Source organism: Streptomyces olivochromogenes (assembly GCF_001514115.1).
GTDB lineage: Bacteria > Actinomycetota > Actinomycetes > Streptomycetales > Streptomycetaceae > Streptomyces > Streptomyces olivochromogenes.
Genome location: NZ_KQ948467.1, coordinates 88,983 through 103,266, shown reverse-complemented (window position 1 = coordinate 103,266; position 14,284 = coordinate 88,983). Strand labels below are relative to the sequence as shown.

Here is a 14,284-nt window from a genome sequence, read left to right as displayed (position 1 = left end):
ACAGACCCTCGAAGCGACCTTCCGAGTCAGACGCCGTTACGTGAAGGCAAGGGGGTGTGATTTTCCTGGCCAGGCGACCAGCCGCGCTGAAACCGCGATCGCGAATCCCCGAGCGCCTGCGGCGCGACCCGGGCCTCGGTGAAGGTTCCCAGTCTCCACCTTCCGCCCCCCGTCCGGCATCTCAGTTCAGTCCGGCGACATGCACCGGGGCGCGACTGCTACAGCAGCCGGTCGAACACCGCGGTCACGCCCTCCCAGTGACTGGTCTGCGGGTTCTTCACATCCGGATACATGATTTTGAACGTCTCGGCGAGGGCGACGCTGAGACCGCCGATGATCTCGGGGTAGCGCTCTTCGGCCTCCTGGGTAGGTGTCCTGTCGAGGGGAGGATGCGTGGCGAGCTGTTCCAGGATCGGCTTCAGCTCGACCTCCTCGTCGAGCCGCCGGAACCGGTGGATGCACTCCTGGAGGCCCTTGGTGATCGGCAGGTCCCACGGTTCGACGGTGTCCCTGCCGTTGGCCTTGGCCGACGCCTGGCCGACGACCAGGAGGTCGTAGAGCTTGGCGTCGACGAAGTCGCCGTACCGCTTCAGGTCGTTCCTGTCCACGTCGAGGCTTGCGGCGGCGCGGAAGAACCTCTCGAACTTCGACACACCCATCACGGTCATGCCTCTCGCCTCCTCACCGGGAACGGACGACGTCGTTCGCTCCCGCCCGCGCCGCCATCGGCTGTTACCCGGTCGAGATTCGCACAGCCCCCTGCTGAGCGCCTCCGCACCCCAGGCCGAAAAAGGGCACCCCCGCTTCCCCTGGCAGAGCAGCATGAAGTGCGCAGGCATCCCTCGGCCAGCCGTACGGCCGTCCGTCCGCAGGAGGCTGCACGGCGTTGCAACGCCTCGAACGAGAATTGCTGACCGGACGACACGACCAGCTCGGGGAAGCGGGACTGTATTAGGGCACCCCGCCGAGATTGGAACAGGACCGGGCCCGGCGCAGGGGCCGGGCTGAAGAGTGGGCAGCGGTAGCCGTCCTTCTTCAGACTGCCGGCCTCTTGGGACCCGAAGCTCGAGGACGGCTGGGACGAAGGCGTGATTCCTCGGCTGCGCCGTCGCCGTACATCTCCGCCGTGTCGACGACGGTCATGCCCAGGTCCACGCCCAGCCGCAGCGCGGCGATCTCCTGTTCACGCCGGGCCGGGTCCTGGCCCAGGTACCAGGTGCCCTGCCCGAGCGCCGCGATCTCCTCACCGGAGGGGAGTGCGACCGTTCTGGCCGATTCCGCAGACATCTCGTGCCTCCCGTCTGCCGCGGATCCGTGTCACGCGCGCCCGCACCGAGTGCCCAGGTCCGCGCCTCGGCAACCGGTGTCGCATGCGCCGCAGGGATGAGGTCAGGAGGGGCGAGCGGACTGCGCCGAGAGCGTGCCGGGACCGGGTGCGCGGTCGCGCAACGCGACGGCGACCGACACGACGGCGCCACAGGAGAGGACCGCCGCGAAGCCGATCATCGCGGTCTGCACGGCGAAGTGCCGCAGGGCGATGCTGAACAGGACGGAGGGCAGGCCCATTCCCAGGTACGCGACGACGAAGAACACGGCGAGGACCCCCGCGCGTGAGGCGGGCTCGGCCACTGAGACGGCACGTTCGACGCCTCCCTTGAACAGCAGCCCGGAGCCGGCTCCCGACAGGGACACGGCGACCAGGTAGAGCCAGAGCGCCGGGTGGTAGAGGGCGACGGCGCACAGGACCAGGCCGACCGGGAAGACCACTGCCCCCACGGTCAGGAGCCGGGGCAGTGGGAGGCGGCCCAGCACCAGCTGGGCGGCCGCCGCGGAACCGAACATGAGGAAGGCAGCCAGGCCGACCACGAGGTGCGAGTCGGTGTGCAGGGTGCCGTGGAGCACGCTCGCCCCGAGGGAGGAGATCAGGCCGAGGATCGCGAAGGCGAAGGCGCCCAGCGCGCCGGCCGCGCCGAACGTCCGTCGGCCGCCGGGGCGCAGGACGAACCTGCTGGGCGGTTCGGCCGCGGGCAGCTCCAGGTCCACGGTTTCCGGGGTGGACAGCACCAGCACCAGGCACACTGCCATAGCGAGCGTGAAGATCGCCTGGGTGGTGATCAGGGGCGTGGGAAGCCACTCGGCGGCGGCTCCGGCGACCAGGGGGCCTGAGGCCAGGCCGCCGAGGTTGGCGGCGGTGGCCACGATGCCGGGCAGCACCGAACCCGTCCGATCCGGACGGGCCTCGTGGTGGAGGTCGTGCAGGTACGTCGTCGCGGTCGAGGCCATCAGCCCCAGTCCGACACCGTTCAGGATCCTGCCCGCGATCAGCCCCGGCAGGTCCCGCCACGCGATCAGTACGACCGACGCGACGATGCCGACCAGCAGCGCCGGGACGATGATGCGCCGCCGGCCGAGCCGGTCCGACAGGTGTCCCAGTCCGAGGAAGGCGGCCGCTGCGCCCACGACCATCGAGGCGTACGCCACCGTGACCGTGGTCGCGCCGAAGTGGTCCCGGGCCTCGTACAGCGGCCACAGCGGGGTCGGCGCGGTGCCGAAGGCCATCAGCACGGTGAAGGCCACCGCCACGAACCAAAAGCCGGTCGTGTGCGAGGCACGGCGCCGGGCGGGGGCGCGGGGCGGCAGGTCGGCGGGAGCGGGTGCTGGGATCCGGTGGGTCGGGTCGTCGGAAGCGTCGGCTGTGGGACGGCTCAGCGGCGTCGGAATGGCAGGCAGGGGTACCCCTCCTCGGGCGGAAGTGGATGGCGCTTTCCATCCTCCTCACCAGCCGGGATCAGTGCCAACGAATGTTTTTGCTGGGCTCGAGCAATGCGAGTGATACTTCTCGTGTGGAGCTACGTCAGCTGGAGCACTTCATCGCGGTCGCCGAGGAGCTGAGTTTCACGCGTGCCGCCCGTCGGCTGCACGTGGTGCAGTCCGGGGTGTCCGCCGCGATCCGCTCCCTGGAGCGCGAGCTCGGCTGCTCGCTGTTCGAGCGCACGTCGCAGCAGGTCCGGCTCACCGGGGCGGGCGCGGCGCTGCTGCCGGAGGCTCGGGCCACCCTGCACGCCGCCCAGGCGGCCCAGGACGCCGTGCGTGCCGCACAGGACACGCTGCGCGGCACGGTGAACGTGGGCGCCATGGCCTCGGTCGAGGTGGTGGACCTGCCTGCGCTCCTCGGGCAGCTGCACGCGCGGCATCCGGCGATCGACGTCCGGCTACGGCTGGCGACGACCGGGTCGGCGGGACTGGCGCACGCACTGCTCAGCGGGGACCTGGACGTGGCCTTCCTGTCGCTGCCCGAGCACAAACCCGCCGGGATCGACGCACGGGAGCTGGCCACCGTGCCGCTCGTCCTGGTGGTGAGCACCGCCCATCCGCTCGCGCAGCGGGGAAAGGTGGCACTTGCGGACCTCGCGGGGGAGCCCTTCGTGGACTTCCCGCCGGGCTACGGCAACCGCGAGGTGGTCGACCGGGCGTTCGCGGTGGCGGGCGTCGTACGCCGGGTGGCACTGGAAGTGCCCGACATCGACATGGGGGCGGCACTGGTCCGGCACGGTCTGGGCATCGCCTTCCTGCCCGCGTTCGCCGTTGCCCGCACCCCCGGCCTGCACGTCCTGGACGTCCACGGCACCATGCTCCGCTGGAGCATGCATCTCGGCACGTCGTCGACCCGGCGGCCCAGCTCGGCCCTGCGGGCGCTGCTCGACCTGGTCGACCTCCACGTCATCGCCCTGTGACGCCCGGGTCGCGGCCCGGGCGTCACCCGTCAGTGGTGTCCGGCCCCCTGCCTTCGCCTCGCTCCGGCCGCGACATCTGCCGCAGCATCCGCTGACGCTCAGGCTGCCGTGGTCCACAGGCGGCGTCGGACACCTTCCCGGCCCCTTCGAGGCTGGTGCCGAAGGCCCCGCCGATCATCGCGATGGCGGTGATGAACCAAGGCCCCCGTCTTCTGGCGCGACGTTGATCAACCGAGGAAGGGCCACCCACCCACTGCAGCTCTGTAACAGGGCAGCCCGCCCAACTGCCGCTGGCATCGCTCGCACAACGGTTCTAGCGAGGCATCAGCCGGGGCCGCCCAGCACGATCTTCCACACTCGGGTCGCCACCTGGAGGTTCAGCCGGTCCTCGACGTTCGCGAGGTCGTTGCCGCTGATGTCGCGGATGCGCTGGAGCCGATAGCGCAGCGTGCTGCGGTGGATGGCTAGGGAGTCCGCGGTCTCGTCGTAGTTGCCGCCGCAGTCGAAGTACCGGGACAGGGTCTCCACCATGGCCGTGTGGTGCCGGGAGTCGTAGTCGATGAGCTGCCCGAGCCACTCCTGGACGAACGTCTCCAGTTCCCGGTAATCGTTGCCAGGCCCCAGGATGCGGTAGAGGCCGAGCTCGTCGAAGAACGTCGTGCCGTAGTGCTCGCGGGAGTGGCGGCGTACTTCCAGGGCGCGCTGCGCCTCCTGGTAGTGGTGGGGGATGTCGTCCAGGGAGTCGCAAGGGGCGCTCACCCCGATCGTCCCGGACCGTGTCCCGGTCTCCCGGGCGAGCGCCTCGTACAACGCGCGGGCGTGCGGCCTGTCGTCGGCGACCAGGACCACGTGGTCGGAACGCCGGGTCAGCAGCGAGCGCATGCCCACGGCGGAGGCCGCCCGTCCCACGGTCTGCGCGAAGGAATCGTCCGCAGTCCGGTTCGGCCACTGCACCACGACGATGTAGTGGCTGCGGTGCAGGTCGTGTCCGACTGCCTCGGACCGGGCGTAGGCGCTCCCCCCGTCCGTCCCTGCCAGGAGGTCGTCGACCAGCCCGCGGTGCAGCCTCAGCTCCACTTCGGCCAGATTGCGCAGGTGCGCCAGCTCCGGGGCGAGCGACGCGGCGGCGTGTTCCAGCGCGAGGACGGTGTGCTCGTCGGCCTCGTCCCGGGCATCGACCAGGGCGAGCACGCCCAGGATCTCGCCGTGCGGGCGGACCAGGGTGATCAGCCGGTCCTTTATCCGCGCTGGCCCGGCCTGACGGGCGACGGCGTGCAGCATTTCGTCCTGGCGCACGGGGTCAGGCTCGGGATAGGGGTCCGGGCGGCTGGGGCCGGTCCAGGACCTCAGCCGACCGAAGCGGTCCTCGACCAGCGCGGGGAATCCAGTGAGCCTGTGCAGCGCGCGGGTGATGGCTTCCTCGCCGCCGCTCGAGGCAGTGACGTCGGCCATGAGCGCGTGAACGGCCCGCTGGTACTTCAGCTCGGCCACGACGGAGATCAGCTGCCGCTGGAGGGTTGTGCGTTCGTCCCTCAGTCGGTGCAGCTCAAGCGCGTCCTCGCGTTGGCGTCGGTATGCGAAGGCGACTGACAGCGCAGCAGCGGTGTGCCGGACGAGTGTGGCGAGCAGGGAGCGCTCGGCCTCGGTGGGCCGGGAGCGGGACGTCACCACGAGGTAGCCGTGGAGTCTGTCAAGTCCGCGTAGCCCCAGGGCCCGGCCCCAGGGTCTGCCGGGTACGGTCACAGGGCCGTCCTGCCCGGCCAGCTCCCGCACCCTCCGGTTCACGGCCGAGGCATGCGTCTGCCGGTTCCTCGGGCTGGGGACCAGGTCGCCGTCCACCTTGAGGTATCCGGCCTCGGCGCTGTATGGCCCTGCGGCGGCTATGTGGTCCATGGCCAGGCGCAGGATCTCGCCTTCGTCCGGGGTGTCGAACAGGGCGCGGGAGAGCACCATCAGTTCGCGGAGGGCATGATCGGCCGGGGTTGGAGCGGGTGGCCGGGGCCCTCTCCGCGCGGCCGTGGGGTGCCGCCCACTGCTGCCCCGCGGAAGGCTGCCCTCCCGGTCGGAGCAGCGGCGGTACAGCTGGTGCGCCCGGCTGCCGGCCATGGGATCACTCCGTTCTACCCGAGCCTACAGGCGAGCGGTGGTACCCGCTCCCGGGCCGGCTCATCCGAGATGTTCGGATTCTTCCTCTCGTACTCGCAGGGCGACCGGACCCGTGCATTCCTGACTCGCCAGGCGCAGGCGTGGAGGCACCCGGTTCGTCACCCTGGGGAGTGCTCGAGACCCTCCGTGCGCACGGGTGGGAAACCGGCGGACCGCATACATCGGCGTGCGCAGCGCATCCGGCTGGCGGGCGAGGGCGGCCGCGGCAGCGGTGACGCCGCCGCGGGCGACCTTGTACCTGCGAGTGCGTATCCAGCCCCACCCCCGGTTCCGGCTGGACGGCCGCGACGTACACGTCCAGGTCCCGGTCGCCCCCTGGGAGGCGGCCCTGGGCGCGACCGTGCCGGTGCCCACGCCCGGCGGCGGCACGGCCAAGGTCACAGTGCCCGCGGGCTCGTCCAGCGGCCGGCGGCTGCGGCTGCGCGGCGAGGGCATGCCGAACCCGCGCGGCGCGAACGGCGACCTGTACGCCGAACTCCGCGTCATGGTGCCGCCCACCCTCGGCGACCGGGAGCGCGAACTGTTCGAGGAGCTCGCCGCCACCTCCTCGTACGACCCCAGGAGGACTCGATGAACGACCGACCCGCGGGAGCGGCAGGCATCGACTGGGCCGGCGTGGGCAACCGTCCGGTACGAACGGGCGCCGACGTGAGCGCCTCGACGGCTGTCCGGTACGCGCTCGTGCCCGCCCCCAGGCTCTCCCTCGACGCCGTGGCCCGTCGCTCGGGCCTCCACCCCGATCTGATCCGCCGGTTCGTCGCCCTCGGCCTGATCGACGCCGAACGCGACGCCGCGGGGCGCCTGGTGTTCGACCCCACGGCCCCGGCGGTCCTTGCCCGCATCCAGCGGCTGCGCACCGGACTCTGCCTCAACTACGCATCCATCGGCCTGGTGCTCGACCTGCTCGACCGCATCAGCCTGCTCGAAGCCGCCCTGCGCGGCTGCGGCATGAGGAGTGAAACACCCCCATGGACATGAACCGTCTCACCCAGAAGTCCCAGGAAGCCCTCCAGGAGGCCCAGACCGCGGCCGGCCGCATGGGGCACGCCGAGGTCGACGGGGAACACCTGCTGCTCGCACTTCTCGATCAGGAGGACGGTCTGATCCCGCGGTTGCTGCAACAGGCCGGCACCGAGCCGAAGGAACTGCGCGCGTCCGTCAGCGAGGAACTCTCCCACCGCCCGAAGGTCACCGGCCCCGGCGCGGCACCCGGCCAGGTCTTCGTCACCCAGCGCCTCGCCCACCTGCTCGACGCCGCCGAACGGGAAGCCAAACGCCTCAAGGACGAGTACGTGTCCGTGGAACACCTCCTGCTCGCCCTGGCTGAGGAGAGCTCTTCAACCGCCGCCGGGCGACTGCTCAAACAGGCCGGCATCACCAGGGACTCGTTCCTGAGCGCGCTCACCCAGGTCCGCGGCAACCAGCGCGTCACCTCCGCCAACCCCGAAGTGGCCTACGAGGCTCTGGAGAAGTACGGCCGCGACCTGGTCCTCGAGGCTCGGTCCGGGCGGCTGGACCCGGTCATCGGCCGTGACGCGGAGATCCGCCGCGTCACCCAGATCCTCAGCCGCAAGACCAAGAACAACCCCGTCCTCATCGGCGACCCCGGCGTCGGCAAGACCGCCATCGTCGAGGGCCTCGCCCAGCGCATCGTCCGCGGCGATGTCCCCGAGGGCCTGCGCGACAAGACGGTGTTCGCCCTCGACATGGGCTCCCTGGTCGCCGGAGCCAAGTACCGCGGCGAGTTCGAGGAACGCCTCAAGGCCGTGCTGTCCGAGGTGAAGGCCGCCCAAGGGCGCATCCTGCTCTTCGTCGACGAACTCCACACGGTCGTCGGCGCAGGCGCCGCCGAAGGGGCCATGGACGCGGGCAACATGCTCAAGCCGATGCTCGCCCGCGGCGAACTCCACATGATCGGCGCCACCACCCTCGACGAGTACCGCAAGCACATCGAGAAGGACGCCGCCCTCGAACGCCGCTTCCAACAGGTCCTGGTCGACGAGCCGAGCGTGGAGGACACCGTCTCCATCCTGCGCGGACTGCGCGAACGCCTCGAGGTCTTCCACGGCGTGAAGATCCAGGACACCGCGCTGGTCTCCGCGGCCACCCTCAGCCACCGCTACATCACCGACCGATTCCTGCCCGACAAGGCCATCGACCTCGTCGACGAGGCGTGCGCCCGGCTGCGTACCGAGATCGACTCGATGCCCGCCGAACTCGACGAGATCACCCGCCACGTCACCCGCCTGGAGATCGAGGAGGCGGCCCTGTCCAAGGAGAGCGACCCCGCCAGCAGAACCCGCCTGGAGGAGCTGCGCAGGGAACTGGCCGACCTGCGCGGCGAGGCCGACGCCAAACATGCCCAGTGGGAGGCCGAACGGCAGGCGATCCGCCGCGTGCAGGACCTGCGCCAGGAACTGGAGCAGGTCCGCCACGAGGCAGAGGAGGCCGAACGCGCCTACGACCTCAACCGCGCCGCCGAACTCCGCTACGGCCGACTCCGGGACCTGGAGCGCCGGCTCGCCGCAGAAGAGGAGCAACTGGCTACCAAACAAGGGCAGAACCGGCTGCTGCGCGAGGTCGTCACCGAGGAGGAGATCGCCGAGATCGTCGCCGCCTGGACCGGCATCCCCGTCGCCCGCCTCCAGGAGGGCGAACGCGAGAAACTGCTGCGCCTCGACGAGATCCTGCGCGAGCGCGTCATCGGCCAGGACGAAGCCGTCGAACTCGTCACCGACGCCATCATCCGCGCCCGCTCCGGCATCCGCGACCCTCGCCGTCCCATCGGCTCGTTCATCTTCCTCGGCCCCACCGGCGTCGGGAAGACCGAGCTGGCCAAGACCCTCGCCCGGACTCTGTTCGACTCCGAGGAGAACATGGTCCGCCTCGACATGAGCGAGTACCAGGAGCGGCACACCGTCAGCCGGCTCATGGGCGCACCGCCCGGATACGTCGGCTACGAGGAGGGCGGCCAGCTCACCGAGGCCGTACGCCGCAAGCCGTACTCGGTCGTGCTGTTCGACGAGATCGAGAAGGCGCACACCGATGTCTTCAACACCCTGCTGCAGATCCTCGACGACGGCCGCATCACCGACGCCCAGGGCCGCACCGTCGACTTCCGCAACACCGTGATCATCATGACGTCCAACATCGGCTCCGAGCACCTCCTCGACGGCGCCACCGCCGAAGGTGAGATCAAGCCCGACGCCCGCGCCCTGGTGATGGGCGAGCTGCGCGGGCACTTCCGCCCGGAGTTCCTCAACCGCGTCGACGACATCGTGCTGTTCAAGCCGCTCGGCGAGCGGCAGATCGAGCGGATCGTGGAGCTGCAGTTCGACGAACTGCGGCAGCGGCTCGCCGAACGCCGCATCACCGTCGAACTCACCGACGCCGCCCGGGAAGTGATCGCCCACCAGGGCTACGACCCGGTGTACGGGGCCCGGCCACTGCGCCGCTACATCTCCCACGAGGTCGAAACACTGGTCGGACGCGCCCTGCTGCGCGGCGACGTCCAGGACGGCGCGACGGTCCGCGTCGACGCCGAACACGCAGAGCTGATGGTCACCTACGACCAGCCCGAGAACGTGAAGGGAGCGCGGGCGGCATGAGCACGATGCAGGCGACGACCGTCAGTTGTCCCCACTGCGGGCGCACCAACCGAGTGCCCGTGGCCGCGGAGGGCCGCCCCAAGTGCGGCCACTGCAAGCAGCCCCTACCGTGGATGGTGGACGCGGGCGACGACAACTTCACCGAGGTCGCCGAGCGGGCCGACGTCCCCGTCGTGGTCGACCTGTGGGCCACCTGGTGCGGCCCCTGCCGCATGGTCAGCCCCGCGCTGGAGAAGGTCGCCACCGATCTCGCCGGCCGCATCAAACTCGTCAAGGTCGACATCGACAAGAACCCGCGGCTGTCGCAGCGTTTCGAGGTCCAGGCGGTACCGACACTGCTCGTCCTCGACCAGGGCGAGACGGTCGCCCGGCAGGCGGGGGCGGCACCCGCCCCCGCTCTGCGCCAGTGGGTGGAACAGTCGATCACGGCCCGGGAAGGGCGATCCGGATGACCCTGCACGCAGACCCCCATCTCGCGCTTGTCCGGCCGGTCCAGCCGCTGACCCCAGAAGGGTGTCAGGAGTGTCTGCTGCTCGGCTCCCCGTGGGTCCACCTGAGGCTCTGCCTGACCTGCGGGCACGTCGGCTGCTGTGACTCCTCGCCGAACAAGCACGCGCGTAGGCACGCAGCTGCCGACGCCCATCCGATCGTGCAGTCGTTCCAGCCCGGCGAGGAATGGCGCTGGTGCTACGTTCACGAGGCGTTCGTCTGATGTCCGGCGACCAGTCGCTGCCGGGCGGAGAACCGGTGCCGGAGGAAGCGGACGAGGCCGTCTTCTGGGAGACCCCGGACATCTACGGCGCGTATCCGCGCCTTACGGAGGACCAGATAGCACGTCTGGCGGAGCACGGGCAACGCCGGAGTATGGCTCCGAACGACGTGCTGCTCCAGGAGGGGGAGCGCTGCGAGACGTTCTTTGTCGTCCTCAGCGGTACCGTCGCCGTCGTCGAGGACTACGGCACTCCCGAGGAGCACGTGCTGCGCGTGCACGGCCCCGGTCGCTTCATCGGCGAACTCGGGCTGCTGCACGGACAGGTGGCCTTCTACACCGCTGTCGCCAGGGAGCCGGGCGAGGTCCTCGTCATCTCCTTGGACCAATTGCGCCACCTGGTGTCCCAGGACTCCACCATTGGGGACGTCGTGCTGCGCGCCTGTCTGGGCCGTCGCGCTCTGCTCGTCGGACAGGGCGCCGGCTTCCGCATCATCGGCTCGCGCTACTCGCCCGACACCCGGCGGCTGCGCGAGTTCGCCATCCGCAACCGGCTGCCGCATCGCTGGATCGACCTGGAGACCGACGAGGAGGCCGAGGAGCTGCTGCGCCGCTTCGGCGTCGGCCCGGAGGAGACACCGCTCGTCATCTGGCGGGACACCACCCTGTTGCGCAACCCCAGCAACGCGGAACTGGCCCGGCTCATCGGCCTGCCGTCACTGCCCGCCGGAAACCGTCACGGCGACGTCCTCATCGTCGGCTCCGGACCCGCCGGCCTCGCTGCCGCGGTGTACGCCGCCTCCGAGGGCCTGAGCACCACCGTGGTGGAGGCGATGGCCACCGGCGGCCAGGCCGCCACGTCGTCCCGCATCGAGAATCTGCTCGGCTTCCCCGCCGGCATCTCCGGCGCCGAACTCACCGAACGCGCCGTGCTCCAGGCCGACAAGTTCGGCGCCAGGTTCAGCATTCCGGTGGAGGCGACCGGTCTCCGTCCCAAGGACGAGGACCACTACGTGGTGGCGTTCGCCGACGGCAGCGAGATCGCCGCCCGCGCCGTCGTCCTGGCCACGGGCGCCCGCTACCGCCGGCTCCAGGTGCCCGGTATCGAACGCCTGGAGGGAACGAGCGTCCACTACTCGGCGACCGTCTACGAGGCCCAGCAGTGCCGCACCGACCCGGTGGCCGTCGTCGGCGGAGGCAACTCCGCGGGCCAAGCGGTGCTGTTCCTCGCCGGGTTCGCGCCGAAGGTGCACCTGCTGGTCCGAGGACCCAGCCTTGAGGCCAACATGTCCCGCTACCTGGTCGACCAGGTCGAGCGCCATCCGCGGGTGGAGGTCATGCTGCACACCGAGGTCACCGAGGTCATCGGCCAGGAGGTGCTGGAGGAGCTCGACGTGGTCGACAACCGCACGGGCGGGCACCGCCGACTCGCGGTACGGGGCCTGTTCGTCTTCACCGGCGCCGACCCCCACACCGAGTGGCTCGCCGACATCATCGCCCTCGACTCCCGCGGCTTCGTCCTCACCGGCCCGGAGGCCCAGGAAGCCTGCGCCTACCCCGAGGTGTGGCACGGCCGTGGGCGCTCGTGCATGACCCTGGAGACCAGCCTGCCCGGGGTCTTCGCGGTAGGGGACGTCCGTAGCGGCTCGGTGAAACGGGTGGCCTCCGCGGTCGGCGAAGGCGCGATGAGCATCCACTTCGTGCACCGCTACCTGGGCCGCACGGCCGCGCACGGCGGCACCGACAGCTCACCGCACACCCGTCCGAAGGAGTCCGCTTGGCTCGCATGACGCCCAGGAGATGCGGGACCTGCGGATCTGACGCGGTCACGGGCAGCGATGACGCAGGAACGGGCTCGGATGATCCAGCGACTGGAGAAGGTGCTCCAGGACGCCGGGATCAAGCTGACATCGGTGACCTCCCAGGCGTACTCGAAGTCCGCGCGGGCGATCCTGGACGCACTGGTGGAGGAAGAGCGCGATCCAAAGATCCTGGCCTCGCTGGTCAAGGGCCGCTTGCGGTCCACAAGAGAGAGGCTGGAGGAGGCACTCGGGCACCGTTTCCGCGTCGAACACCGCGGGGTACTCGCCCGCCGACTGCTGGCGGCCGAGATCGGCCTGGACATGTCGGTCTTCCCCACCTCCGGGCACCTTGCCTCCACACCCCCCGACGGTCTGCAACGGCTGCTGAACGGGGCAACCTGGGATGCCGACGATGTCCGTGATGACCTGCAGACATACGTTGCCGAGAAGCTCGGTGAGGACGGCGGGGTGATCGCCCAGTCCGGCAGCAGACACCTTGAACCAGCTCACGCGCGATGGCGACGACGGCTGAACTGTCCCCGGGCTACGGGACGAGAGGCGTGTGCGCCGGGCCGTGGAAGCCGTCCGAGCCTCCTCGCGCCGCCTTGACGACCATGTACGGTCGGACCTCGTTCCAACTCCTCCGGACCCGCATCCTCACTCAACCATGACCTGGCGGCAAAGCCGTCTCGTCAGCCGTCACGATGCCGGGTACGTTCACCTCGTGTGCTACTACGCCGAGAATCCCTACAAGCTGCACTACGCGTGCGTGCCCTGCCGAGTCGCGTAAGCGGCATCCCGGGCCCGACGAGCACAGATGCCCCCGATGCTCAGGGCCAATGGCCTGTGCCGGCCACGACTTCGCCCCGCCACGGCGCCGAGACACCAAGGCGTGGACCGTCGTGGCTGCGGTACTGAACGCCGGACTGCGCTACGAGGGCCGCGAACTCTGCGGCTGCGGCAAGGAACCCAAGTTCCGCCCCCGTACCGGATCCGCTCCCGCGCGGGCCCCAGGGGGTCTTCGCCCCGAAGTCCTGGGCGCCGCTACCCTTTCGCGACCCCTTATTGCGGATCGCCGGGATTCCCTCGTGAAGAAGGCGCAATGGATCGGGCGCTGGTCCTCGACCACCAGGGGGGCGGGTGCGATGCGCGCAGGCAGGCGCCTGTATACCCGCACCGGTCGACATCGCCGTGACCCAATCCTAGTATTTATTCTGTTTCCTCACGTTATTCTGCCGTGCGTAGCGCCATAGCCACGACAAGTAGGAGGCAGGCTCCGTGGTTGAGTCGCAGTTCGTGATGGCCCCGCCCGCCAAAGCCGCCCTGTTCCTCGTGTGCACCATGGCACCTGGCGGCGAGCCCGCCGTTCGCGACCTGCTCCAGGATGTGGCCGGGTTGCGACGATCGGTCAGTTTCCGCGCTCCGGACGCGGGGCTGAGCTGCGTCGTCGGCATCGGCTCCGCCGCCTGGGACCGGCTCTTCGCAGGATCCCGCCCACGCGATCTGCATCCCTTCGTCGCGTTGACGGGCTCCCGGCACCGAGCCCCGTCCACCCCTGGTGACCTGCTCTTCCATCTGCGTGCCCACCACATGGACCTCTGTTTCGAACTGGCCCAGTTGATCGGCGAACGTCTCTACGGAGCGGTCGCCGTGGTGGACGAGGTACACGGTTTCAAGTACTTCGACGAGCGCGACCTCCTCGGCTTCGTCGACGGCAGCGAGAACCCCGAGGGCCAGGTCGCGGCCGACGCCGTGTTCATCGGTGACGAGGACCCCGATTTCGCGGGCGGCAGCTACGTGATCGTGCAGAAATACGTGCACGACCTTGCCGCCTGGAACGCGTTGCCCACGGAGGAACAGGAAAAGGTCATCGGCCGCACCAAGCTGGCGAACGTCGAAATGCCGGACGACATCAAGCCCGCGGACTCACATGTCGCACTGAACACCATCACCGACGAGGACGGAACCGAACGGAAGATCGTCCGTGACAACATGCCGTTCGGCAGCATCGGGCAAAGGGAGTTCGGTACCTACTTCATCGGCTATGCGCGCACTCCCGAGGTGACCGAACAGATGCTGAGGAACATGTTCCTCGGTGACCAACCCCATATCCACGACCGAATCCTCGACTTTTCCACGGCGGTCACCGGCTGTCTGTTCTACGTACCGAGCGCCGACTTCCTCGACGACCCGCCCGCCGCGCCCACCGGAGCGGCGGCGGCCGAGGGCTCCCTGGGGATCGGCAGTCTCAAAGGAGCCTGATCA

11 protein-coding genes and 2 pseudogenes are annotated in these 14,284 nt (G+C 69.8%); 9 read left to right on the top strand and 4 right to left on the bottom strand.

Going from position 1 to position 14,284, the window contains the following annotated elements:
• Positions 1-218 precede the first annotated feature (218 nt).
• From AQJ27_RS36035 to AQJ27_RS36025, 3 genes and pseudogenes are all read right to left on the bottom strand, one after another.
• A complete protein-coding gene (locus AQJ27_RS36035; protein ID WP_067378149.1) occupies positions 219-668 on the bottom strand; it encodes a DUF1931 family protein in 450 nt (149 codons plus the stop codon).
• A gap of 424 nt (positions 669-1,092) precedes the next feature.
• Positions 1,093-1,287, bottom strand: a pseudogene (locus AQJ27_RS36030) (aldo/keto reductase); the annotation flags it as partial.
• 102 nt (positions 1,288-1,389) lie between these two features.
• The gene (locus tag AQJ27_RS36025; RefSeq protein WP_235613851.1) at positions 1,390-2,577 is read right to left on the bottom strand and encodes an MFS transporter; all 1,188 of its coding nucleotides are present in this window, start codon (positions 2,575-2,577) and stop codon (positions 1,390-1,392) included.
• A 266-nt stretch (positions 2,578-2,843) separates the two neighbouring features.
• On the opposite strand from AQJ27_RS36025, the gene AQJ27_RS36020 reads away from it, so the two are divergent.
• Positions 2,844-3,734, top strand: a complete 891-nt coding sequence (locus AQJ27_RS36020) for a LysR family transcriptional regulator (RefSeq protein WP_067378140.1) — start codon at positions 2,844-2,846, stop codon at positions 3,732-3,734.
• Between the two features lie 324 nt (positions 3,735-4,058).
• Here AQJ27_RS36020 and AQJ27_RS36015 read toward each other — a convergent pair whose 3' ends face one another.
• On the bottom strand, positions 4,059-5,840 hold the full coding sequence (locus AQJ27_RS36015; protein ID WP_067378137.1) for a PucR family transcriptional regulator: 1,782 nt from the start codon (positions 5,838-5,840) through the stop codon (positions 4,059-4,061).
• A gap of 231 nt (positions 5,841-6,071) precedes the next feature.
• On the opposite strand from AQJ27_RS36015, the pseudogene AQJ27_RS36010 reads away from it, so the two are divergent.
• From AQJ27_RS36010 to AQJ27_RS35975, 8 genes and pseudogenes are all read left to right on the top strand, one after another.
• Positions 6,072-6,474 (top strand): annotated as a pseudogene (locus tag AQJ27_RS36010) (DnaJ C-terminal domain-containing protein); the annotation flags it as partial.
• On the top strand, positions 6,471-6,878 hold the full coding sequence (locus AQJ27_RS36005) for a chaperone modulator CbpM (protein ID WP_067378134.1): 408 nt from the start codon (positions 6,471-6,473) through the stop codon (positions 6,876-6,878). The pseudogene AQJ27_RS36010 and the gene AQJ27_RS36005, both read left to right, overlap by 4 nt.
• Positions 6,869-9,508, top strand: coding sequence for an ATP-dependent chaperone ClpB (gene clpB / locus AQJ27_RS36000; protein WP_067378131.1), 2,640 nt, complete (start codon positions 6,869-6,871; stop codon positions 9,506-9,508). Before AQJ27_RS36005 ends, clpB begins: the two co-directional genes overlap by 10 nt.
• Positions 9,505-9,960: a thioredoxin gene (gene trxA / locus AQJ27_RS35995; RefSeq protein WP_067378128.1), complete on the top strand. Its 456-nt coding sequence runs from the start codon at positions 9,505-9,507 to the stop codon at positions 9,958-9,960. Before clpB ends, trxA begins: the two co-directional genes overlap by 4 nt.
• Positions 9,957-10,220: a UBP-type zinc finger domain-containing protein gene (locus AQJ27_RS35990; RefSeq protein ID WP_067378125.1), complete on the top strand. Its 264-nt coding sequence runs from the start codon at positions 9,957-9,959 to the stop codon at positions 10,218-10,220. Before trxA ends, AQJ27_RS35990 begins: the two co-directional genes overlap by 4 nt.
• Positions 10,220-12,007, top strand: coding sequence for an FAD-dependent oxidoreductase (locus tag AQJ27_RS35985; protein ID WP_067378122.1), 1,788 nt, complete (start codon positions 10,220-10,222; stop codon positions 12,005-12,007). The genes AQJ27_RS35990 and AQJ27_RS35985 overlap by 1 nt, the downstream gene beginning before the upstream one ends.
• 69 nt (positions 12,008-12,076) lie before the next feature.
• Positions 12,077-12,628, top strand: a complete 552-nt coding sequence (locus AQJ27_RS58005) for a hypothetical protein (RefSeq protein WP_067378119.1) — start codon at positions 12,077-12,079, stop codon at positions 12,626-12,628.
• 669 nt (positions 12,629-13,297) lie between these two features.
• The gene (locus AQJ27_RS35975) at positions 13,298-14,281 is read left to right on the top strand and encodes a Dyp-type peroxidase (protein WP_067378116.1); all 984 of its coding nucleotides are present in this window, start codon (positions 13,298-13,300) and stop codon (positions 14,279-14,281) included.
• Positions 14,282-14,284 lie beyond the last annotated feature (3 nt).